Annotated in this window: 19 protein-coding genes; 16 read left to right on the top strand and 3 right to left on the bottom strand. The window is 62.1% G+C overall.

The genetic code is table 11. The annotated features are described in order from the left end of the window. Window positions 1-23: 23 nt before the first annotated feature. Both C9E81_RS02310 and C9E81_RS02305 read right to left on the bottom strand, forming a co-directional pair. Entirely contained in the window at window positions 24-494 is a 471-nt protein-coding gene (locus C9E81_RS02310; RefSeq protein WP_122110689.1) for a MaoC family dehydratase, read from the bottom strand. Between the two features lie 11 nt (window positions 495-505). Beyond that, window positions 506-1,513 carry an NADP-dependent oxidoreductase gene (locus C9E81_RS02305; protein ID WP_122110688.1) on the bottom strand — a complete coding sequence of 336 codons (1,008 nt, stop codon included), beginning with the start codon at window positions 1,511-1,513 and terminating at the stop codon, window positions 506-508. A gap of 47 nt (window positions 1,514-1,560) precedes the next feature. Between C9E81_RS02305 and C9E81_RS02300 the strand changes: the two genes are divergently transcribed. After that, on the top strand, window positions 1,561-2,217 hold the full coding sequence (locus C9E81_RS02300; protein WP_122110687.1) for a histidine phosphatase family protein: 657 nt from the start codon (window positions 1,561-1,563) through the stop codon (window positions 2,215-2,217). Here the strand turns inward: C9E81_RS02300 and C9E81_RS02295 are convergent, their stop codons facing one another. Then, window positions 2,218-3,213, bottom strand: a complete 996-nt coding sequence (locus C9E81_RS02295) for an NADPH:quinone oxidoreductase family protein (RefSeq protein ID WP_122110686.1) — start codon at window positions 3,211-3,213, stop codon at window positions 2,218-2,220. It abuts the gene before it with no gap. Window positions 3,214-3,333: 120 nt separating this feature from the next. Between C9E81_RS02295 and C9E81_RS02290 the strand changes: the two genes are divergently transcribed. From C9E81_RS02290 to C9E81_RS02220, 15 genes are all read left to right on the top strand, one after another. Further along, entirely contained in the window at window positions 3,334-4,512 is a 1,179-nt protein-coding gene (locus C9E81_RS02290; RefSeq protein WP_122110685.1) for an acyl-CoA dehydrogenase family protein, read from the top strand. Window positions 4,513-4,546: 34 nt separating this feature from the next. Beyond that, window positions 4,547-5,629, top strand: a complete 1,083-nt coding sequence (locus tag C9E81_RS02285) for an acyl-CoA dehydrogenase family protein (protein WP_122111127.1) — start codon at window positions 4,547-4,549, stop codon at window positions 5,627-5,629. A 47-nt stretch (window positions 5,630-5,676) separates the two neighbouring features. Next, window positions 5,677-6,879 carry an acetyl-CoA C-acyltransferase gene (locus C9E81_RS02280; protein WP_122110684.1) on the top strand — a complete coding sequence of 401 codons (1,203 nt, stop codon included), beginning with the start codon at window positions 5,677-5,679 and terminating at the stop codon, window positions 6,877-6,879. Window positions 6,880-6,927: 48 nt separating this feature from the next. Continuing rightward, a complete protein-coding gene (locus C9E81_RS02275) occupies window positions 6,928-7,584 on the top strand; it encodes a histidine phosphatase family protein (RefSeq protein ID WP_122110683.1) in 657 nt (218 codons plus the stop codon). A gap of 166 nt (window positions 7,585-7,750) precedes the next feature. Further along, complete coding sequence (locus C9E81_RS02270; RefSeq protein WP_243698461.1) at window positions 7,751-8,944, top strand: TAXI family TRAP transporter solute-binding subunit; 1,194 nt, start codon at window positions 7,751-7,753, stop codon at window positions 8,942-8,944. A gap of 69 nt (window positions 8,945-9,013) precedes the next feature. Next, the gene (locus C9E81_RS02265; protein ID WP_122110681.1) at window positions 9,014-11,011 is read left to right on the top strand and encodes a TRAP transporter permease; all 1,998 of its coding nucleotides are present in this window, start codon (window positions 9,014-9,016) and stop codon (window positions 11,009-11,011) included. Between the two features lie 115 nt (window positions 11,012-11,126). Continuing rightward, window positions 11,127-12,191: a TRAP transporter substrate-binding protein DctP gene (gene dctP / locus C9E81_RS02260; protein WP_243698460.1), complete on the top strand. Its 1,065-nt coding sequence runs from the start codon at window positions 11,127-11,129 to the stop codon at window positions 12,189-12,191. Window positions 12,192-12,317: 126 nt separating this feature from the next. Continuing rightward, on the top strand, window positions 12,318-12,878 hold the full coding sequence (locus C9E81_RS02255; protein WP_122110680.1) for a TRAP transporter small permease subunit: 561 nt from the start codon (window positions 12,318-12,320) through the stop codon (window positions 12,876-12,878). Beyond that, complete coding sequence (locus C9E81_RS02250; protein ID WP_122110679.1) at window positions 12,875-14,188, top strand: TRAP transporter large permease; 1,314 nt, start codon at window positions 12,875-12,877, stop codon at window positions 14,186-14,188. The genes C9E81_RS02255 and C9E81_RS02250 overlap by 4 nt, the downstream gene beginning before the upstream one ends. A gap of 140 nt (window positions 14,189-14,328) precedes the next feature. Next, the gene (locus C9E81_RS02245; protein WP_122110678.1) at window positions 14,329-15,132 is read left to right on the top strand and encodes an IclR family transcriptional regulator; all 804 of its coding nucleotides are present in this window, start codon (window positions 14,329-14,331) and stop codon (window positions 15,130-15,132) included. 95 nt (window positions 15,133-15,227) lie between these two features. Beyond that, window positions 15,228-15,896: a TetR/AcrR family transcriptional regulator gene (locus tag C9E81_RS02240; RefSeq protein ID WP_122110677.1), complete on the top strand. Its 669-nt coding sequence runs from the start codon at window positions 15,228-15,230 to the stop codon at window positions 15,894-15,896. Between the two features lie 307 nt (window positions 15,897-16,203). After that, the gene (locus C9E81_RS02235) at window positions 16,204-17,739 is read left to right on the top strand and encodes an acyl-CoA carboxylase subunit beta (protein WP_122110676.1); all 1,536 of its coding nucleotides are present in this window, start codon (window positions 16,204-16,206) and stop codon (window positions 17,737-17,739) included. Beyond that, window positions 17,736-18,755: an ABC transporter ATP-binding protein gene (locus C9E81_RS02230; RefSeq protein WP_122110675.1), complete on the top strand. Its 1,020-nt coding sequence runs from the start codon at window positions 17,736-17,738 to the stop codon at window positions 18,753-18,755. The genes C9E81_RS02235 and C9E81_RS02230 overlap by 4 nt, the downstream gene beginning before the upstream one ends. Continuing rightward, entirely contained in the window at window positions 18,752-19,780 is a 1,029-nt protein-coding gene (locus C9E81_RS02225) for an ABC transporter ATP-binding protein (RefSeq protein ID WP_122110674.1), read from the top strand. The genes C9E81_RS02230 and C9E81_RS02225 overlap by 4 nt, the downstream gene beginning before the upstream one ends. Beyond that, window positions 19,777-21,342, top strand: coding sequence for an ABC transporter substrate-binding protein (locus tag C9E81_RS02220; protein ID WP_122110673.1), 1,566 nt, complete (start codon window positions 19,777-19,779; stop codon window positions 21,340-21,342). Before C9E81_RS02225 ends, C9E81_RS02220 begins: the two co-directional genes overlap by 4 nt. The last annotated feature ends 63 nt before the right edge of the window (window positions 21,343-21,405 follow it).

Here is a 21,405-nt window from a genome sequence, read left to right as displayed (position 1 = left end):
GACCGGCCCGGGGATCTCAGATCTCAGTCCCTGAAGACCGAGATCCCCAGCCACTCGGCCACCAGCGCCGGTTTTTCCGCCCCTTCGATCTCGACCGTCAGCAAGGTCTCGCGCAGCAATTCGGTATCGCTGCGGACGGAGATGCCCTGTAGCGCGAATTTTCCGCGCACCCGTGCTCCAACCCTGACCGGTGTGATGAAGCGGACCTTGTTCAGTCCGTAATTGATACCCATGACCTGCCCGGGCCTGGGCTGGAAACATTCGCTGGCGAAGCTGCTGGCGAGTGACAAGGTCAGGAACCCATGCGCGATGGTGCCACCGAAGGGAGTCTCGGCCGTGGCGCGTCCGGGATCGGTATGTATCCATTGGGCGTCGCCGGTGCATTGGGCGAACCTGTCCACCATCGGCTGGTCTATCGTAACCCAGCTTGATGTCCCGACTTCGCTGCCGACAAGGGCCTGATAATACTCCAAAGCATTCTGCAAGGATGACATGGTGATTTTCCTCAAGTTGCGGGATCGGGGGACACGCGGACGATGCGCTTGCCAGTGTTGCCGCCGGCCAGCAGGTCGATCAAAGCTTCAGGGGCCCGTTCAAGGCCGTCGAAAATGTCCTCGACCACCTTGATCTGTCCTGTCTCGACCCAATGGCGAAGGGCTTTCAGGGCCTTGGCGTCATCTTGTGCGAAATCGCTGACGATGAAGCCTTCCATACGCAGCCGTTTCGTAACCACCAGCCCCGGCAGGTTGCGGGGCCCCGAAGGTGTCGCGGTGTCATACTGACTGACGGCGCCGCAACAGACGATCCGACCTTTCAGGTTCATGTTGAACAGGGCGGCTTCCAGCACCTTGCCGCCGACATTGTCGAAATAGACATCGACGCCCTCGGCACAGGCCGCGCGCAACGCGTTGTTGAAGTCACGATCCCGGTAATCGAGGCAGGTGTCGAAACCCAGTTCCGAGATGACCCAGCTGCATTTGTCCGCTCCTCCGGCGATGCCGATGACATGGCAGCCAAGGGCCTTGGCGATCTGGCCGACGAATCCGCCAACCGAACCGGCGGCTGCCGATACCAGCACCGTTTCCCCGGCAACGGCCCGGCCGACGGAAATCAGGCCGTGATAGGCGGTCTTTCCCGCCACGCCGTAAACCGACAGCAGGTGGGACAATGGCCGGATGTCGGGCATTTTCCGAACCGTGCCCGCCGGCACCGTCACATGATCCGACCAGGTCGCGGGTGCGGCAACGATATCGCCCGGTGCAAGGTCGGGGCTGGCCGACCGGGTAACCTCGCAAATGGCATGGGTCGGCATCGGGTCTCCGGCATGGACGGCGGCACGATAGGTGGCCCCCTTCAGCCAGGACCGGTTGGCCGCGTCGATGGACATCAGGATGACCCGCAATTGCACCTCGCCGTCATCCGGTTCCTTCAGCGGCGCTGTTGTCAGCTTGTAATGGGCGAGCGTCAAGGCATCCGTGGGCAGTTCGGCGACGACGATCTGTCGGTTTGTCATACGGTGTTCCTTGTGGTTATGTCCGGCTGGATCGGGAAAGGATCATCATGAGCAACGAAGTGCGCCAAAGCAGATTTACCCCGCCGCCCGGGGCAGCGGATCTTCTGTTGATCCGTCACGGCGAATCCATGCCCGCGATCAGGGGCGAGAGCTTTCCGTTGAAGGATGGACATGGTGACCCGGCCTTGCATCCCGAAGGGGAGGCGCAGGCACGGGCAGTTTGCGCGCGGCTGCAGGCCGACGATATCGCGGATATCTATGTCACGACCTTGCGGCGGACCCGGCAGACGGCGGCTCCGCTCGCGGCTGCCCTCGGGATCGATCCCAAGGTCGAGCCCGATCTGCGCGAAGTTCATCTGGGCGATTGGGACGGCGGTCTTTACCGGTTCCGCGCGGCCGAGCGGCATCCTGCCTTCGAACGCGCCAGGGAGCGGCATGAATGGGGCGAAATTCCCGGCGCCGAGACAACCGCCGCGCTGCATCGGCGTGTGGGTGCGGCACTGCTGCGGATCGCCGGGGCGCATCCCGATGCCCGGGTGGCGGTTTTCGTGCATGGCGGTGTGATCGGGGCGGCCATGTCGATTGCCACCGGCGCGCGGCCATTTGCCTTCAACGGCGCCGCGAACGGCTCGATGACCCAGCTTGTCATCCGGGGCGAGACGATGATCGTCGGGCGGTTCAACGACACTGCGCATCTGGAATAATCAGTCCACGGTCAGCACGACTTTCCCCTGAACCTTCCGATCCTGCAGGAGGGCCAGCGCTTCCGCAGCCTTTTCCAGCGGGTATCTTGCGAAGATGCGCGGCTTGATCCGCCCTTCGGCGTAAAGCGCGAACAGATCGGCGATATTCTCGGCATGACCCCCGGGATCGCGGCGAACGGCGGCGCCCCAGAAAACACCCACGATCTGGCAGCCCTTGAGCAGGGTGAGATTGAGCGGGATCTTCGGGATGCCAGCAGGGAAACCCACCACGAGAAACCTTCCCTTCCAGGCCAGCGCTCTCAACGCCGGTTCGGCATAGTCCCCGCCAACCGCATCATAGACGATATCGACGCCGTCGCCGCCCGACAGTGACTTTATTCTGTCGGAGAAATCCTTCTGTGCGGCCCGGTCCATCTCTCGCGGGTAGATGATGGTTTCGTCGGCGCCAAGTTCCCGGCAGAACGCAGCTTTTCCCTCGGACGAGACCGCCGCGATCACCCGCGCTCCCGCCGCTTTTCCCAGTTCGATCGCAGCCGCGCCGACACCTCCCGCCGCACCGAGGATCAGCAATGTTTCGCCGGGTTTGATCCCCGCGCGATCCTTCAGCGCGTGGTGCGAGGTGGCATAGGTGAACACGAAACCCGCCGCCTCGTCGAAGGGCATCTGGTTGGGGATTTTATGGACCCGGCCAACCTCGGCAATGGCATGCGTGGAAAAGCCGCCATATCCTGTCAGCGCCAGCACCCGGTCGCCCGGCGCGAATCCGCTGACCCCTTCACCGACCGCCACGATTTCGCCCGCGACCTCGCCACCGGGAGCGAAAGGGCGGGGCGGTTTGACCTGATACAGATCCCGGATGATCAGCGTATCGGGGAAGTTCAGCCCGGCCGCGCGCACCCTGACAAGCACCTCGCCCGCCTTTGGCCTCGGGTCGTCAAGCTCGGTCAGAGCCAGGGTTTCGGGACCGCCCGGCTCATGGCTCAGCATTGATTTCATGTCCTGCTCCTCCTCGTGATCGCGGCCCTTAATAGGCCAGCGACGAAAGTATCTTGTCAATCATTTTTCGAAATGCAATTTTGCATAGCGGAATGTAAGCGGATCAGAGGGGAGGCTGATATGCATGCGGAAGGCAGCCTGACAGAGTTCCGTGCCGAAATACGGAGCTGGCTGGAACAGAACTGTCCGCAAGAAATGCGCGACGGCAGAATCACCGATGATGCCATCTGCTGGGGTGGCAAGAACTGGGTATTTTCCAGCGATGCGCAGCGGTTGTGGCTGGAACGTGCGGCGGCGCGGGGGCTGACGGTGCCTCGCTGGCCCTCTGAATATGGTGGCGCCGGGTTGAGCCGGGCCGAGGAGAAAATCTTCCTTGAGGAGATGGAGCGGATCAATGCCCGTCCACCGCTGAAAAGCTTTGGAATCTCGATGCTGGGGCCGGCGCTGCTGCATTTTGGCACCCCCGAGCAGAAAGGCCATTACCTGCCGCAGATCGCGCGCGGAGAGATACGCTGGTGCCAGGGATATTCCGAGCCGGGCGCGGGATCGGACCTCGCCAGCGTGCAGACGAGGGGCGAGGATAAGGGCGATCATTGGCTTGTGAACGGGCAGAAGATCTGGACCTCCTATGCCGACAAGGCTGATTGGATCTTTGCGCTGGTCAGAACGGATCGTGATGCCCCGAAGCACAAGGGGATCTCGTTCCTGCTGATCGATATGGAGGATCCCGGCGTCACCACGCGCCCGATCCGGCTGATCTCGGGGGCGTCACCCTTTTGCGAGACGTTTTTCGATAACGTGCAGGTCCCCAAGGACCGTATCGTGGGCGAGGAAAATCGCGGTTGGGACGTGGCGAAATATTTGCTCACGCATGAACGCGAGATGATCAGCAGTGGCGGCACCGGGCTGTCCGGTGGCCGTGCGCTCGGGGCGGTCATGGCGCAGATGGCGGGCGAGCCGTCATTGCAGGATCCGACATTGCGGGCCGCCGCGATCCGCTGCGAACTGGATGCGCTGGCCACCGGGCTGACCATAGAGCGTTACAAGGACATGGCCGAGGCTGGCAATGGCGTCGGGGATGCGTCGGCGATGCTGAAATACGTGGGAACAGAGCTGAACAAGCGGCGCCATGAACTGATCATGTCCGCCTGTGGCAGCGATGCGCTGGAATGGGACGGACCCGCGGGCAGCCGCGCCGCGGATTGGCTGCGGACCAAGGCCAACTCTATCGAGGGCGGCACCAGCGAGGTGATGCTGACGATCGTGGCGCGCAGGATTCTGGGGCTGCCGGGGGCGTGACATGGAAAAACTGGTGAAAAGCCAAGACGAGACGATGCTGGCCGACAGCGCCCGCGGATTTCTGGATGACGCGGCTCCGGTAAGCGCGCTTCGGCATCTGCGTGACGCTGGCAGGACACACGATCCCGATCTCTGGCAACGGATATGCGGGATGGGCTGGGCCGGGGTGCTGATCCCCGAGGATGCGGGCGGCTCTGATATGGGACATGCGGCGGCCGGTATGCTCGCGCATGAGATGGGCCGGACGCTGGTGAACAGCCCGTTCCTGTCCAGCGCGGTCATTGCCGCGACGGCCTTGCGGCAGGTCGCGGATGCAAGGGCAATGGACGCGATGGCGGCGATCGCCGCAGGCAGGACGACCTATGCGCTGGCCATCGACGAGACGCATAAATTCGCCCCCGAAGCCACGGCGATGACTGCCGGGCGAAGCGGTAACGGGTTTCGCCTGTCGGGAACCAAGCGCTTCGTGATCGATGGTGGATTCGCCGACCGTATCCTTGTGCTCGCGCGTGCGGCGGAAGGCCTGACGCTGTTCGATCTCCCGGCGGATCGGGCAGGGATGGACCGGACCGCGCTGAACCTGATCGACGGGCGTGACGCGGCGCGGATCACCTTTGGGAATGTCGAGGCGACGGGTGATGACGTTCTGGGGCAGGTCGGCGATGCGATGGCGGTTTTGAAACCGGCGCTGGAGGCCGGGCAGGCGGCGTTGGCCGCCGAGATGTCGGGACTCGCGGCCGGGGCGTTCGACATGACGGTAGGCTATCTGAAAGAGCGCAAGCAATTCGGCCGCCCCATCGGCAGCTTCCAGGCGTTGCAGCATCGCGCCGCGCATCTGTGGTGCGAGATCGAGGTGACGGCTTCGGCGGTCCTCAATGCTGGTCGGGTTCTGGACGGAAACCCGGGCGAAGCGGCGCTTGCGGTATCGCTGGCCAAGGCGCGCGCGACGTCCACGGCGCAACTGGCCGTGATGGAGGGCGTGCAGATGCATGGCGGGATCGGCATGACCGATGAATACGACATGGGGTTCTACATGAAGCGCGCCCGTGTCGGCGCGGAATGGCTTGGCGATTACGGCTATCACGCCGAGCAGGTCGCGGCCCTTCGGGGCATCTGAACGCGGATTTCCGGAACGCGAAACGAAACGAGAGAGGAAACAGCCTAATGCGTGACGCAGTCATTGTCTCCACCGCCCGCACCCCGATCGGCAAGGCCTTTCGTGGCGCGTTCAACGACACCCAGGCTCAGGCATTGATCGCCCATGCGGTCCAACATGCGGTGAAACGCTCCGGGGTCGATCCCGCGGAAATACAGGATTGCGTGATCGGCTGCGCCATTCAGCAGGGGAGTACCGGCGGAAATATCGGCCGTCAGGCGGTGATTCGGGCGGGATTGCCCGACACCATCGCCGGAATGTCGATCGACCGGCAATGCGCCTCGGGCATGATGGCAATCGCGACTGCGGCCAAGCAGATCGTGCATGACGGCATGGAGGTGGTCATCGGCGGCGGTGTCGAAAGTATCAGCCTCGTGCAGAACCAGAATATGCGCCAGGATCGCCGCACCGATCCCTGGGTCGTCGAACATGTTCCCGCGCTCTACATGACCATGCTGGAAACCGCCGAGATCGTGGCGGACCGCTATGGCGTGACCCGCGAGGATCAGGACGCCTATGCGCTGCGGTCCCAGCAGCGGACGGCGGCGGCGCAGGAGGCGGGGCTGTTCGACGACGAGATCGTGCCGATGAAGACGATCAAGAAGGTGGTCGACAAGGAGACGAAAGAAGTCTCGGATGTCGAGGTGGAACTGGCGAAGGACGAAGGCAACCGCCCCGCCACCACGCTGAAGGATCTGCAGGGCCTGTCGCCGGTCTTCAAGGACGGACAGAAGGTCAGGGAAGGCCGGCACATCACGGCGGGCAATGCGTCGCAATTGTCGGATGGTGCCTCGGCCTCGGTTCTGATGGAGGCCAGGCTGGCCGAGAAGACGGGGCTCCAGCCGCTCGGCCGCTATGTCGGCGTGATGGCGGCGGGACTGGCCCCCGACGAGATGGGCATCGGCCCGATCCATGCCGTGCCAAGGCTGCTCGCGGCACATGGTCTGAAGATGGACGATATCGGCCTTTGGGAATTGAACGAGGCCTTTGCCTGTCAGGTTCTTCATTCGGCGCGTGTTCTGGGGATCCCGGATGAGCTGCTGAACGTGAATGGCGGCGCGATCTCTATCGGGCACCCTTACGGGATGTCGGGTGCCCGGATGGTCGGCCACGCCTTGATCGAGGGCAAGCGGCGCGGCGCGAAATACGTGGTCTGCACCATGTGCGTCGGCGGTGGCATGGGCGCGGCCGGACTGTTCGAGGTGCTGTGATGAAGGCGCGGCCCCGGCGTGAGGTGAGTGCGGAAAGCATGAGGCGATATGGCTGAGCTTCTGGTGATCCGGCACGGGCAGGCGTCATTCGGCGCCGAGAATTACGACCGGCTGTCCGATCTTGGGCATCGTCAGTCACGGGCGGCGGGCGAGATGTTGCGCGAGATCGGCTGGATACCGGACCGCCTGATTACCGGAACCCTGACGCGGCACAAGGAAACGCTGGCATCCATGGGCTTTGGGGCGTCGTCCGGGCCAGAGGAACATGACGGGCTGAACGAATACGATTTCGACGATCTGTTTCGCGCCCGGTTCGGCAAGGCGATCCCCTCGGAGGTGAAGGCCGATCGCAAGGCCCATTTCCGCAACCTGCGAGAGACGGTTCTCGCATGGCAGAAGGATGCATTCGGCGGGGTCAGGGAAACCTGGCGGGACTTTGCCGACCGTGTCGAGGCCGCGCGCCGCTTTGCCATCTCCACGGAAGCCAGGAGGGTGCTCGTCGTCAGTTCGGGTGGGGTTATCGGCCGTATGACCGCGGCGGCTCTTGCCGCGCCGGATGAGATGATGATGACGCTTAACCTGCAGATCAGGAACAGTTCGATGACCCGGTTCATCTTTTCCGGAGAGGCTTTCTATCTGCATGAGTTCAACGCTGTTCCGCATCTGGCATCGCGGGAGAGGCTGCCGATGCAGACCTATAGCTGACGGTTCGGAAATGGCGGCTTCCAGCGGCGGGAAATGATTGACTTGCGCAAGGGCAACCCGGTATCCTGACACTCGTCAGGAAATATCCGCCGGATCAGGAAGCCGGGGGCACCCACGGGGAGATGGGGGCCGGACAATGTGCAAGTAATGTGAGGGAGGAGAAATGATGAAACGGTCCGGATACAGATTTGCAGGCATACTCGGCCCGATTGCCGTGATGCTCGGTCTCTCGGGCGCGGCACTCGCGCAGGAGAAGTTCGATTGGCCCCGCCTGCTCGTTATCGGCACGCCCGGTACGTCCAGCGGCAGCTTTGCCTCGACCAATGGCTGGGTCCCGATCCTGCAGAAGGATACCGGCATGGCCGTCCGGGTTGTGCCCGAGGATAGCGAAACCATGCGCTACAGCCGCCTGACAGATCGCCGTGATCTGACCATGTCATCTGTCTCGGCTGCCGAAATGCGGTATCAGGCACAGGGTATCGGTGGATATGCCAGCCAGCAGCCGGTCCCGCAGCGGGTCGTCTGGCATCATAACGACACGCCCTGGGGCTTTGTCGTCGCGGGTAATTCGGATCTGCAGTCGCTCGAAGATCTGAAGAAAGGGGGATACAGCGTGGCCGCCGGTATCTTCTCTCCGCCGATGGTTGCGGCGGTCGAGATCGGGTTGCCGGCCTATCTGGGGCTGGACGCCGAAGAGGCCAAATCCCTTATCTCCTATGTGCCCGCCTCCAGCTATGCCGAGAATTGCCGGTCGGTCGTCGAGGGCAAGGCGGATGTTGCCTATTGCGCTTCGATCAGTTCGGTCCTGTCCGAAATGGAAGGTGCCCCCGGCGGCATTCGCTGGCTCTCCCTTGATCCGCAGAATAGCGAGGGCTGGTCGAGATATCTCGACTCGCGCCCGATGCTGGTTCCGACCGAGATCTCGATGGGTGTAGAGACGGCGCGCGGTGTGGGTGGGGCGACCTCGAATTTCGTCTATGCCGTGCCTGCGGATGCCGAAACGGAACTCGCCTACAATCTCGCGAAATGGATGCACACTGCCTATGACGGATACAAGGGCACGCATCCATTGGCTGCGCGAATGTCGCTTGAGGAGTTCCGCCGCTATCTCGACCGGTCGCCGTTGCCCGTGCATGAAGGGACGGTGAAATACCTGCGCGAGATCGGTGCGTGGACCGAGGAAGATGACGCGTGGAACAACGCCGCCATCGAAAAGATGGATGCCTGGATCGCCGCACGTCAGGCGGCGATGAAGGAGGCGGGTGAACAGGGGGTGGATATCCATTTCGAGAACCCCGAATTCCTTGCCATCCTGAGCAAGCATACCGAGGCGCTCGAAGGTTTCCGCTCCAGGCTCTGATCCTAGTTCCCGCCCGCCGGTTCGCAAGGGCCGGCGATACAGCTTCCATGCCATGACCGGGCTGAAATCATGCCGCATTCAGAAATCGAAACCTCGCCGACATATTCGCAGACAGGCCACGCTCCGGCCAAAGCCTCCGACGCCGATTCCGATCTCAGTCGCCTCGGCGGGTATTTCTCGTTGCCAAGCATCCTGTTCGTCGGGCTATCTGTGGCCGGCCTGGCCATGGGGCTGGCCTATACCTTCGGTGTGCCGATCATGGGGCAGCGGCTGCTGGAGGGGCAATATTACTGGATCTTCATCGGCCTGTTCACCGCGATGGCGTTCATCGCGCTGCCTGCCATGAGGGGCCAGAAACGCATACCGGTTTTCGACATGATCGCTGCCGCGCTGGCACTGGCGATCAGCCTGTGGTTTTCGGCCCATGCCTGGGACATGGTGCAGGCGGGCTGGACCAACCTGCCCATGGGGGTCGCCATCTGGCTGCTGATGCTGGAGGTGGCGCGGCGTTCGGGAGGGATTCCGTTCCTGCTGGTCGTTCTGTTGCTCGGGCTTTATCCGTTGGTTGCCGACAGGTTTCCGGGCCTGCTGATGGGCATTCCCTATGGCTTCGAGCAGATGATCGAGGCACATGTCTTTCGGGCCGAGGGCATGCTGGGCATCACCACCAAGATCGTGGCCGAGATCGTGCTGGGTTTTCTGGTGTTCGCGGGGGTGCTGATCGCCACCGGCGCGGGCGAATTCTTTATCGATCTCGCGAATGCCGGGTTCGGACGTTACCGTGGCGGTCCCGCGAAGGTCTCGATCATCGCCTCGGCATTCTTCGGATCGCTCTCCGGCTCGATTTTCTCGAATATCGCGGGCACGGGATCGATCACTATCCCGACTATGAAGAAGGTAGGCTATCCTGCCCATTACGCCGCTGCCATCGAGGCCTGTGCCTCGACCGGGGGAGTTGTCATGCCACCGGTGATGGGGGCGATCGCCTTTGTCATGGCGATCACCATCGGGGTGGATTACGCCACCGTCATGATAGCGGCCATCCTGCCGTCGCTGCTGTTCTATTTCGGGCTCATGCTTCAGGTGGACGCCTATGCCGCCCGCAAGGGCCTGACCGGGATGGAAACGGCGGAGATTCCGAAAGCAGGCGAGGTTCTGCTGCGCGGATGGCCGTTCCTTCTGGTGCTGGTCTTTCTGGTCTGGGGGCTGCTGTACATGCGGTGGGAATATTACGCGCCCTGGTATGCCAGCGCGCTGATGATCCTGCTCAGCTTCCTGAGAGCCGATACCCGCATGACGCCGCGGCGCCTGTTCGAGACCGCGAGACAGATCGGCCTGCTCGTCACCCAGACTGCCGCCATCATCCTGCCCATCGCCTTCGTCGTCAGCGCCCTGACCATTACCGGCGTCACGGGTTCGGTGACTTCCGGGCTGGTGGCGCTCGGCGGAGGAAATATCTACCTGATCATCCTGTTCGGGGTGCTGGCCTGTTTCATCATGGGGATGGCCGGGCTTGCGATCGTGGCCTATATCTTTCTGGCGGTGACGCTCGCCCCCGCGATCATCGATGTCGGTGGGCTGAACACCGTCGCGGTGCATTTCTTCATCGTCTATTACGCAATGCTGTCGGTGATCACACCGCCCGTGGGTGCCGCGGCCTTTCTTGCGGCGACGATTGCCGGGGCGCGGCCGATGCGAACCTCGTTCACGGCGATGCGGCTTGGTGTGGTGATCTATTTCGTGCCGCTGTTCTTCCTGTTCCAGCCCGCGCTGGTCCTGCAGGGCGATCTGACGCCGCTTATCTATGTCCTGCCATCCATCGTCCTCGGGATCATACTGTTGTCGGGCGGGCTCGAGGGTTATCTGCTCGGGGTCGGTTCGGTGCGATCATGGCTCCGCCTGCCTCTGGCGGCGGCGGGTTTTGCATTCAGCTTTCCCGGATTGTGGACGACATTGATCGGCGGGATCGTGTCCGCCTTGCTTGTCCTGATGGTCTGGAACGATGCGAAGAAGCGACCGGGGGACGCGCCAGCGCAATACACGCCCCCCGCGAAAGAAATCAGTTGAGAATGTGCCAGACGTTTGTCAGGGTCGTAACCGGCCAATGCTGGCAGGGTATGAAGATATCGACATGGCCAAAGCCCGGAAGGACCGGGAACCGGTCGCAAACAGGGAGGAAAGCATGAATCGATCCAATCGGAATGACGTTGTGGCGGGTAGGGGAATGAACCGGCGTGCCCTGCTTCGCGGCGGCGCGGTCGCGGCGGTTGCGTCCCCGGCGCTCGTCGGAAAGGCGCTCGCCGCCGGAGAGGTGACCTGGCGTATCCAGTCGCATTGGCCGAAAGCCTCTGCATCCTTCAACGACAGCCTTGGCAAGATGGCCAGCACCCTGGAAGAGCGGACCGGCGGGGCCTTCAAGATGGAGCTGCTCGGCGCCGGGGAGTTTGCCAAGGGGCCGGATATCTTCAATATCGTCAGCAAGGGCGTGGTTCCGATGGGCACGCTTGCCGCCTCGTATTTCGAGGACCAGTCCACCGTCGCGAATTTCGTCTACGGCTTACCCGGCACCTTCCGCGAGGCCTGGGAGTTCGAGCATGCCCTGAAGAATCTGGGCCTGGAGAATTTGCTGAACGAGGATCTGGCGCCCAAGGGTGTCATGCTGCTGTCGGAAAAGGTTTTGCCGGTCGAGATGACCGCCTCCAAGAAGATCGAATCCGCGGCCGATTTCAGCGGCCTCAAGATCCGGTCCTCGGGCGCGATGCTGGATTACCTCGCTGCGGCCGGTGCGGCGCCGCAATACATTCCCGGCTCGGAACTGTATCAGGCATTGAGTTCGGGTGTCGTTGACGGGGCGCATTGGGGGGCGGCGATCGGCGCGCAATCGATGTCGCTATGGGAGGTCTGCAAGTTTCACTACAAGCCGGTGCTGGCGCAGACGACCGACTCCTATATCGTCAATCTCAAGGCGCTGGAGGAACTGAGCGACGAATTGCGCACTGCTTTCCTGGATACGGTTCAGGCGCGGTTCTTCCTGCGCACGGCGGAATATCAGCATCAGGAAGCCCTGGCGCTGGCGGATGGGGTTGCCAATCAGGGTGTGGAGGTCGTGACATTGCCTGACGACGTTCTCGGGCTTCTGGCCGAGGCGTCCAAGAAGATCCTGGAAGCCGAGGCGCAAAAGGGCGAACAGGCGGCCAAGGCGGCGGATATCTACCGCAACCTCATGAAGGATCTGGGCTATAGCTGATTCCTGACCGTTTCGCGGTGAGGACAGTCCACCGCGAGGCAGCCGGTTCCACTCACCAAGGCGGATCGGATGAGGACCATTCCGGTCCGGCCGCGTATCAGAACGCTAGAACAGGGGTTTCGGACCATGTTTCAACTGGCACGCGCCGTCACGCGCATCAACCGGTTCATAGGGCGTTGGGCTTCGCTCGCTGTCATTGCCCTTTTTGTTCTGCTGCTGGCCGACGTTGTCATGCGCTATGTCGTCGGCCGCCCCACAATCTGGACCGCCGAACTGGCCACGCTGATATTCGGGGGCTATGCGATCATCGGCGGCGGGTATCTGCTGGCCGAACGGGCGCATGTGAACGTCGACATCTTCTATGGCCGGTTCGGCAGCAAACGGAAGGCCTTGCTGGATATTCTCACTTGGCCGCTGTTCATGCTCTTTGTCGGAGTGTTGCTGTGGCAGGGATGGGTTCTCGCATCCGATGCCATAACGGCTATGGAGCGATCCAATTCCATCTGGAATCCTCCGCTCTGGCCGACCAAGTCACTGATCCCCGTGGCCGCTACCCTGTTGCTTCTACAGGGCTTTATTCGGCTTTGGGCCGATATCCGGGTCCTCATGGACCTGCCTGTGCCCGAGGATGTCTTCGGTAAATCCGCCGCCGCCCCGCATACCGATCCGCAGGAGGAACATCTATGAGTGTCGAACTGCTTACCCTGCTGTTCTTTGGCTCGCTTCTGCTGTTCGTCCTGCTGGGCACGCCGCTGGCCTTCGTCCTTGGCGGCGTCTCTGTCGTGTTCCTCTATTTCGAGATGGGGTCGATCGGCTTCTACCTCCTGGCCTCGAAAATGTGGGAAACGATGCAGTCGCCCACGCTGATGGCGATCCCGCTTTTCGTCTATATGGCCATCCTGCTGGAAAAATCCGGCGTCGCGAATGACCTTTACGACATGATGCATCAATGGTGGGGTGGCCTGCGCGGCGGGCTGGCCATCGGCACGGTGCTGATCTGCGTGATCTTCGCGGCCATGTCGGGCATATCCGGCGCCGCCGTGGTGACGATGGGCACCATCGCGCTGCCCAAGATGCTGGAGCGCGGCTATGACAAGAAACTGGCGCTGGGCGCGATCAATGCCGGGGGTGGCTGGGGTATCCTGATCCCGCCATCCATCCTGATGGTCCTGTATTCCTTGCTGACCGAGGTCTCGGTCGGACGTCTTTTCGCGGCCGGTATCGGGCCCGGGCTGACGCTGTTCGTGCTGGTGTCGCTTTATATCGGCCTGCGCTGCTGGCTGCAGCCGCATCTGGGGCCGGCACTGCCGAAAGAAGAGCGGGCGGGCTGGGGACCGAAACTCCGTTCGCTGCGTTCGGTCATTCTTCCGATCCTGATCGTGACCATCGTGCTGGGAGCCATCTTCGGCGGCTACGCCACCCCGACCGAGGCCGCCGCGATCGGCGTCTTTGGGGCATTGGTGGCCACGATGATCAACCGGCAGCTTTCCTGGGGGGTGATCCATGAGACCGCCATCTCGACCCTGCGGCTGACCGCATTGGTCATGTGGATCCTTTTTGCAGCACATGCCTTTTCCGCCGCTTACACGGCGCTTGGAGCGCAAAGCCTGATCTCCAATCTGATGGCTTTTATTCCGGGAGGGAAATGGGGTGCGCTGCTGTTCATGCTGTTCATTCTTTTCATCCTGGGGATGGTGCTCGATCCGGTCGGGATCATGCTGATCACCTTGCCGGTCTTTCTTCCGGTCGTTCGCGATGCCGGTTTCGATCCGATCTGGTTCGGTATCCTCTTCATCATCATGATGGAAGTGGGCTACATGACGCCGCCCTTCGGGTTCAATCTTTTCTATCTCAAGGGGGTGGCGCCGCCCGATGTCACGATGGGGGATATCTATGCTTCGGTTGTTCCCTATGTTCTGGTGACATTGCTCGGGGTGCTGCTGATGATCCTGTTCCCCTCGATCGTGCTGTATATTCCCGGGCTGCTTTACGACTGAACCGGGCATCTGACCTGCTTGTACCGGTGCCGCAAGAGTGCATTTTTTCTCGCGGAACCGGTTGGCAGGCTGACAGCAAGTGATTAGCGGATAAGGCACCCGGTCGCGAAACCGGCGGGTGCTTTTGAAGGGATTGGGTGATGAGCAAGGTCAACGAGGATATCGAGGCCGAGGGCGACAGGAATTTCGTCACCGCGATTGCGCGGGGTTTCGACGTTCTGCGGTGTTTCCGCCTTGACGAGACCACCCTCACCAACCAGGAAATTGCCAGCCGGACGAAACTGCCCAAGCCGACGGTAAGCCGGCTGACATATACCTTGTGCAAACTTGGCTATCTTGTTCAGTCCGACGCTACCGGGGCCTATCGGCTAGGCGCCGGTGTGCTGGCGCTTGGTTTCAGCGCATTGGCGGGAATGGAAATCGGAACGCTGGCCAAGCAGGAGATGCGCAAGCTCTGCTCGGGCCCCAATCCTTATGTCACCGCTGCCCTCGCCGAGCGGCATCGGCTGCAAGTCATCTACATGGCCGTGCGTCGCTCCAATCAGGCCGTGTCCCTGACGATGAATGTCGGGGCGCGCCTGCCCCTGTTTCATTCCGCGATCGGCCGCGCGGTGCTGATCGGAATGTCCGAGGACGAGAGAGAGGCGATGCTGCAGCTGGCCATTGAGGAGCATCCTGAAAAAGAGGCGCTGGTGCGGCAAAGCCTGCAAGAAGCGCAGGAAGATTATGCCAGATACGGCTTTACCACATCCTTCGGGAAATGGCGAAAGGAGGTCAACGGGATCGCTGTCCCGATCGAGGCGCTGGATGGCGACCGTATCTATGGGCTGAATGTCGGAGGGCCGTCCTTTCTGGTATCGCCCAAGGAGCTGATCGCGGAATATGGCAGCCGCTTGAGAGAATCCGCAGATATGATCGGCCGGCGGGGAACCGGGGCGATATGACCGTGGCGAGACCCTTTCAGGAAAGAGAGTTGTCACCTATCCGGGGGGCAGTTAGGCTGCCGGGCAGCATGGAAATCTGTGGGAGTGACTGATCAGTGGGTCGCGAGAATAAACGTTTGTCCGCGGTGCGCGAAGAGCTTCTGGAAGAAGCGGACATCACCAACGTTCAGAACCAGACCCTCATTCAGGAAAAACGCCAGCAGATTTGTGACGCCGCGCTGGAGCTTTTCCTTGAAAAGGGCTTCGCGGCCACGACGATCCGCGACATTTGCGCGCGTTCCAAGGTCAACCAGGCCAGCATCTACGATTATATCGCCAACAAGAACGACATCCTGCGCCGGCTTCTGAACCAGCTCTGGTTCCGGGCGGATGTGCCGACACTGCCCGAGATCCTGCTGGATGACTCCCTGTCGCTTGAAGAGGCGATCGAGCGCTATTTCGTCGATACCTGGAAATACAAGCGTCAGGGGACGCTATTGGCGTATCGCACCATTCCGCATCTTCCGCCCGAAGACCGCAAGGCAATGCGGCTGCGGGAGATTGCCGTGATGAAGGACCTGGCAGATCAACTGGCCGACAGGCTGGGGCTGGAAGCCGGGGATCAGCGGTTGGAAATCGTGGCGAATCTGATGGTCTTTCTGTCGGCTTTCGGCCCGATGCGCGACTGGCTGAACCGGGATCAGCCCGAGGACGTGATCGTCAAGACCATTGCGGCAGGCGCTTCGGCCATGATCCGGGCCACGGTCAGCGAGATTCGGGAATAAATCCAGCATTCCTTCGCCAGATTGTTCCGGCATCGCATGTCGCGATGCAGGCGGATATTCCGTGCAAATGCCTTGAGCGCGGCGCAGCGGAATTATCACTTTATTTTTCTAATAATTATTAAATATCAAATAAATAAACTACTTTATTAATCTCAATTCAAGATTGCATCTCGGTGCTGTTCGCACTCCCTGACCGCTTTGGGCACGCCAATGTCGGTGCTTTTTAATGTCATTTGTTTTTTGTTGACAATTTACAGGGCGAATGGAATCGTCACCGTGCCGCCGAAAGGCAGCGCGGGAGGAAAGCATGAATTCTCGGGGCGCGATCCGGGCGCTTGAACGGCGCCGCAGATATGCTTTGGCGATGGGCGGAGAGGAAAAGCTCGCAAGCCAGATTGCGCGTGGCCGGCTGAGCGCCCGTGCCCGGATCGAACGGCTTTGTGACGCGGGTTCCTTCAGGGAGATAGGGAGCCTCAGCGGCGCGGGGCGGTATGACGCTCAGGGCAATCTCGAGTCAGTCACCCCCGCCAACTTCATATTCGGGCGTGCCCGGATCAATGACCGCGATGTGATAGTCACCGCCGACGATTTCACCGTGCGGGGCGGAGCAGCGGATGCCTCGATCCGGGAAAAGACCGTGCAGGCAGAGCGTATGGCGCATGAACTGCGGCTTCCGCTTGTCCGGCTTATCGACGCGACGGGCGGTTCCGTCCGCACGATAGAAGCCATGGGCCGCACCTATGTTCCGGCAAATCCGGCATGGGATTCGGTGATCACCAATCTTGAAACCGTGCCCGTCGTGGCCCTCGTCCTAGGCTCGGTTGCCGGGATCGCTTCGGCGCGGGCGGTTTCGGCACATCTGACGGTAATGGTGCGCGGCACCTCGCATATGTTCATCGCAGGGCCGCCCGTGGTGCGGCGCATAGGGATCGAAATCGACAAGGACAGCCTCGGCGGGCCCGAGCTGCACGAGAAATCCGGTGCGGCGGATCTGCTCGTGGATGACGAGGATGCCGCCTTCGAGGCGGCTCGCCGGTTCCTTTCCTATCTGCCTTCCTCGGTCGGTGAACCGTTGCCCGAGACGGGGCCCGTCGCCGTGCCGCCGGATCCGGGGCTGCGAGATATCGTCCCCAAGGACAGGCGTCATACCTACAGGATGCGGGATCTGCTGGGCCGCTTGCTGGATCCGGGAAGCATCATGGAGCTTGCGCCCAGATTCGGGCGCTCGACCATCACCGCGCTGGCCCGGATAGATGGCAAGCCCGTGGCCCTGCTGGCGTCCGATCCCAATATCTATGGCGGCGGCTGGTCGGCCGACACCTGCGACAAGGTCACCCGCTTTCTGGATTTTGCCGAAACCTTCCGCATCCCGGTGGTGCATTTCGTCGATATTCCGGGTTTCATGATCGGACCGGAGGCCGAGAGAGCCGGAACCATTCGTCGCGGCGCGCGCAGCCTTGCGGCGATTTATCGGGCGAGCATTCCAGTGATGACTGTGATCATCCGTAAATGTTTCGGGGTCGCAGGCGCCGCGCATATGAACCCCGAGGGCTATCGTCACAGGATCGCTTGGCCGTCGGGTGACTGGGGCTCGATTCCCATCGAGGGCGGAATCGAGGCGGCTTATCGTGCCGAACTGGACGCGGCAGAGGATCGCGAAGCCGCGATGGATGAGATCGTGCGGCGGCTGGATGCGTTGCGTTCGCCGTTCCGGACCGCCGAAGCCTTCGGGGTGGAGGAAATCATCGATCCGGCCGAGACGCGTGATCATCTGGTCGAGTTCGTCCATCTCGCTTATCGCCGCAATCTTCGCGATGCGCCAGCCGTGAGATATCGCCCATGACAGATATCCCGGTTCTCGAGGTCACGGACCTGTCCATAGGATTTGGCGGGCGCCGCGGCCATCCGGCGCTGGAGATCGTGCGCGACCTGAATTTCTCGATCGCCCGCGGAGAGCGGGTGGGGCTGGTCGGCGAATCCGGCTGTGGCAAATCGGTGACCGGTCTTGCGCTGATGCGGCTCTTGCCGTTCAACGCGCGGCTTGGCGGGCGGGTCATGCTGGACGGTGTGGACATGACCGGCGCCAGCGCGGCCAGCGTCCGGAAAATGCGTGGCAAGAAGATCGCGATGATCTTCCAGGAGCCGATGAGCGCGCTTGATCCGGTCTTTACGGTCGGTGAGCAGATCGGAGAGGCTCTTCGCCTGCACGAGACCCTGACGCGCAGCGAGGAACGCGACCGTGTTGTCGCGGGCTTGCGCGAGGTCGGGATTCCCGCGCCGGAAAAGCGTTACGGGGAATATCCCCACCAGCTTTCCGGCGGGATGCGGCAGCGTGTGATGATTGCGATGGCGCTGATCAACAAGCCCGACCTTATCATCGCGGACGAACCGACGACGGCGCTGGATGTCACGATCCAGGCACAGATCATGGATCTGCTGACCCGGCTTTCCGAGGACAAGGGAACCGCGTTGCTGTTCATCACCCATGACCTTGGCGTGGTGGCCGAGACCTGCCAGCGGATGCTGACCATGTATGCCGGCGAAATCGTCGAGGACGCGCCGGTTGATGATGCGCTTGGCGCGCCACGGCATCCTTATACCTCGGGGTTGTTGCGCTCGCTGCCGCATTTCAACGGGGAACGGGGGGATTTTGCCTTCATACCGGGCCGGGTTCCGGCGCCGAACGCAATGCCACGCGGGTGCCGTTTCGCGCCGAGATGCACCTATGCGGGCAAGGAATGCACGGCACCCCAGGCCCTTCACCATGTTTCGGACGCGCGGCGGGTGCGCTGCATTCGCAGCGCAGAGTTACGGCTTGATGGCGCCGTTGCCCGGGAAAGCGCGGGAGAAACGGCATGAGCGATCCGGTAATCGAGGTCCGTGACCTGAAATTGCGTTTCCCCAGTCTCGACGGCACCGAGGTCGTGCATGCGGTCGATGGCGTAAGCTTCCGGATAGAAGCAGGCGAAACCTTTGGCATCATCGGCGAAAGCGGTTCCGGCAAATCGACCATCGGGCGGGTGCTTGTCGGTTTGCTGAACCCATCCGACGGCGATATCGTATTCGCCGGACGCAGCCGCAGCTCGATATCGGGGCGCGAATGGCGCAAGGCACGGCGCGGATTCCAGATGATCTTCCAGGATTCCAATGCCGCGCTGAACCCGCGCATGACGATCCTTGACAGTTTGATCGAACCCATGCGCATCGCCGGCGGCCGTTCCCGCGAGGAGATGCGCGAGACCGCGCTTGCCGCTTTGGTGCGGGTCGGTCTTCGCCCCGACATGGCGCAGCGCTATCCGCACGAACTGTCCGGTGGCCAGAAGCAGCGCGTGAACATCGCCCGGATTCTGCCGCTCGAGCCCCGGCTCGTAGTCTGCGACGAGGTGGTCGCGGCACTCGATGTCTCGATCCGGGGCGAGATACTGAACCTGTTTCGCGATCTGCAGCGCGATCTGGGCCTGGCTTATGCATTCATTGCGCATGATATCTCGGTTGTCGCGCAGATAAGCGACCGGGTCGCCGTCACATATCTGGGCCGCTTCGTCGAACTGGGCGCAACCGGTGATGTGATAGAGCGGGCGCTGCACCCCTATACGGTTGCGCTGCTGTCGGCCGAGCCGCAGCCCCTGCCGCGGGCACTGCGGGATGACAGGCGGCTGGTTCTGCAGGGCGATATTCCCAGTCCGGTCAATCCGCCATCGGGATGCAGGTTCCATACCCGCTGTCCCTGGGCGACTGAAATCTGCGGGCGGGTCGATCCCGAATGGCGGGAATTGCGTTCGGGACATCGCGTTGCCTGCCATCACGCCACCCCGGAAGGGCTGCCGTCGCCCGGCCGGGCCGGAACAAGAGAAATGACGGCAACATGGGAGGAGACGTCATGACATGGAAACTCGGTGAACTGCCCAAAGCCCTGCCGCCGCTGCGCCGGCGCCAGGTCCTGACCGGGATGGCGGGAGGCGCCGCCCTGGCGATCCTGCCGCGAAGCGCCCTGTCGCAGGGCGGCAAGGTGCTGAAAATTCGCGGAAACGCCAATCCGTCCAGCCTCGATCCGGCCACCGGCGGTGCTGGTTCTGATCATGTCTACCTATACAATTTCTACGATACGCTGGTGGATTGGGAAGCCGGGACATTGACACCCAAGCCGGGCCTCGCCACTGCATGGAAATTCGAGGATCCGACAACGCTGGTTCTGACATTGCAGGAAGGCGTGAGTTTCCACGACGGAACACCTTTCAACGCCGCCGCGGTCAAGTTCAACCTGGACCGGAACCGGATGGCGGGCATTTCCAATATCAAGCAGGACGTCGCCAGTATCTCTGAGGTCGAGGCGACCGACGATCTGACCGTCACGATCCGGCTTGCGGCCCCCGATACGGCCCTGCCGCTGATCCTGTCCGATCGGGCGGGAATGATGGTCTCGCCCGAGGCGCTCGGTAACGATCCCGAGGCGAATATGGATCGGGGTCCGGTCGGCACCGGCCCGTGGCAATTCGGGACCTGGACCGATGGCGAGAAAATCACCGGGACCCGGTTCGCTGACCATTGGCGCAACGGGATTCCCGGGGTGGACGGCATCGAGATATTGGTGATCCCCGAGACCGCGACGGGATTGCGCGCGGTGCAGTCGGGGCAGGTGAATATCGCCTATCAGCTCAGCGAGAACCAGCAGCCGCTGATCGACAGGATGCCGAACCTGGAACTGGTATCGGGGCCGACGCTGTATATCTACCAGCTTTATGTCAATTCCAGCCGTGGCCCGTTGCAGGATCCGCGGGTCCGCAAGGCCCTGTCGATGGCCATCGACAGGGAGGCCTATGTCAATGCCACGCAAGCGGGCATCGGCGAGCCCGCCTATATGAACCTTCCCAAGGCGCATTGGGCCTGGTCCGAAGAGGTCGCCAAGCTGACTGTCTACGATCCCGAGCAGGCCAGATCGCTTCTGGAAGAGGCCGGGTTCGCCGACGGGCTTGATTTGGACCTGCGCGGCTATCCCGACCAGGCTTCGGTGCAGCGGCAGGAGGTGATTCTTGCGCAATGGGCCAAGATCGGTGTGACCGGCCGGTTCCAGAACGCGCCCATCGCCGAAGCTTCCGGCCGGTTTTTCGGCGAAGAGAAGCTGGGCGACCTGCTGTTGTCCGCATGGACGGGCAGGCCGGATCCAAGCCTGACCTATGCCCTGATGTATTCGGAGGATTCCTACTACAATCCCGGCCGCGTCGCGCCGCCCGAAGGCTATATGGAAGCGCTTCAGGCCAGCCGCGAAACCGACGATCAGGCAGAGCGGGTGGCGGCGCTCGCCACGGCACAGAAACTGGCGATGGAGGCGCAGCTCTGCATCCCGCTATCGGTCCGCTACGAGGTCGATGCGATCGATTCCAGCGTGCGGAACTTCAATGCCAATCTGCTGGGCAAGCCCAAGTTCCGCGACGTGACGCTCGGCTGATCCGGTCTTTCTCTCCGGGTGATCGCAAGGCCGCCCGGCGCATTCGCAACCAATCGTGACGGA

This window comes from Paracoccus alkanivorans (genome assembly GCF_003697785.1).
Taxonomy (GTDB): domain Bacteria; phylum Pseudomonadota; class Alphaproteobacteria; order Rhodobacterales; family Rhodobacteraceae; genus Paracoccus; species Paracoccus alkanivorans.
The sequence above is the reverse complement of the archived record's forward strand: the minus strand, read 5'-3'. Positions and strand labels throughout refer to the sequence as shown.

What these genes read in the sequence shown, in the direction of transcription:
- C9E81_RS02310 (WP_122110689.1), bottom strand. Translation starts at nt 494, where the DNA reads ATGTCATCCTTGCAGAATGCTTTGGAGTATTATCAGGCCCTTGTCGGC.
- C9E81_RS02305 (WP_122110688.1), bottom strand. Translation starts at nt 1,513, where the DNA reads ATGACAAACCGACAGATCGTCGTCGCCGAACTGCCCACGGATGCCTTG.
- C9E81_RS02300 (WP_122110687.1), top strand. Translation starts at nt 1,561, where the DNA reads ATGAGCAACGAAGTGCGCCAAAGCAGATTTACCCCGCCGCCCGGGGCA.
- C9E81_RS02295 (WP_122110686.1), bottom strand. Translation starts at nt 3,213, where the DNA reads ATGAAATCAATGCTGAGCCATGAGCCGGGCGGTCCCGAAACCCTGGCT.
- C9E81_RS02290 (WP_122110685.1), top strand. Translation starts at nt 3,334, where the DNA reads ATGCATGCGGAAGGCAGCCTGACAGAGTTCCGTGCCGAAATACGGAGC.
- C9E81_RS02285 (WP_122111127.1), top strand. Translation starts at nt 4,547, where the DNA reads ATGCTGGCCGACAGCGCCCGCGGATTTCTGGATGACGCGGCTCCGGTA.
- C9E81_RS02280 (WP_122110684.1), top strand. Translation starts at nt 5,677, where the DNA reads ATGCGTGACGCAGTCATTGTCTCCACCGCCCGCACCCCGATCGGCAAG.
- C9E81_RS02275 (WP_122110683.1), top strand. Translation starts at nt 6,928, where the DNA reads ATGGCTGAGCTTCTGGTGATCCGGCACGGGCAGGCGTCATTCGGCGCC.
- C9E81_RS02270 (WP_243698461.1), top strand. Translation starts at nt 7,751, where the DNA reads ATGAAACGGTCCGGATACAGATTTGCAGGCATACTCGGCCCGATTGCC.
- C9E81_RS02265 (WP_122110681.1), top strand. Translation starts at nt 9,014, where the DNA reads ATGCCGCATTCAGAAATCGAAACCTCGCCGACATATTCGCAGACAGGC.
- dctP (WP_243698460.1), top strand. Translation starts at nt 11,127, where the DNA reads ATGAATCGATCCAATCGGAATGACGTTGTGGCGGGTAGGGGAATGAAC.
- C9E81_RS02255 (WP_122110680.1), top strand. Translation starts at nt 12,318, where the DNA reads ATGTTTCAACTGGCACGCGCCGTCACGCGCATCAACCGGTTCATAGGG.
- C9E81_RS02250 (WP_122110679.1), top strand. Translation starts at nt 12,875, where the DNA reads ATGAGTGTCGAACTGCTTACCCTGCTGTTCTTTGGCTCGCTTCTGCTG.
- C9E81_RS02245 (WP_122110678.1), top strand. Translation starts at nt 14,329, where the DNA reads ATGAGCAAGGTCAACGAGGATATCGAGGCCGAGGGCGACAGGAATTTC.
- C9E81_RS02235 (WP_122110676.1), top strand. Translation starts at nt 16,204, where the DNA reads ATGAATTCTCGGGGCGCGATCCGGGCGCTTGAACGGCGCCGCAGATAT.
- C9E81_RS02230 (WP_122110675.1), top strand. Translation starts at nt 17,736, where the DNA reads ATGACAGATATCCCGGTTCTCGAGGTCACGGACCTGTCCATAGGATTT.
- C9E81_RS02225 (WP_122110674.1), top strand. Translation starts at nt 18,752, where the DNA reads ATGAGCGATCCGGTAATCGAGGTCCGTGACCTGAAATTGCGTTTCCCC.
- C9E81_RS02220 (WP_122110673.1), top strand. Translation starts at nt 19,777, where the DNA reads ATGACATGGAAACTCGGTGAACTGCCCAAAGCCCTGCCGCCGCTGCGC.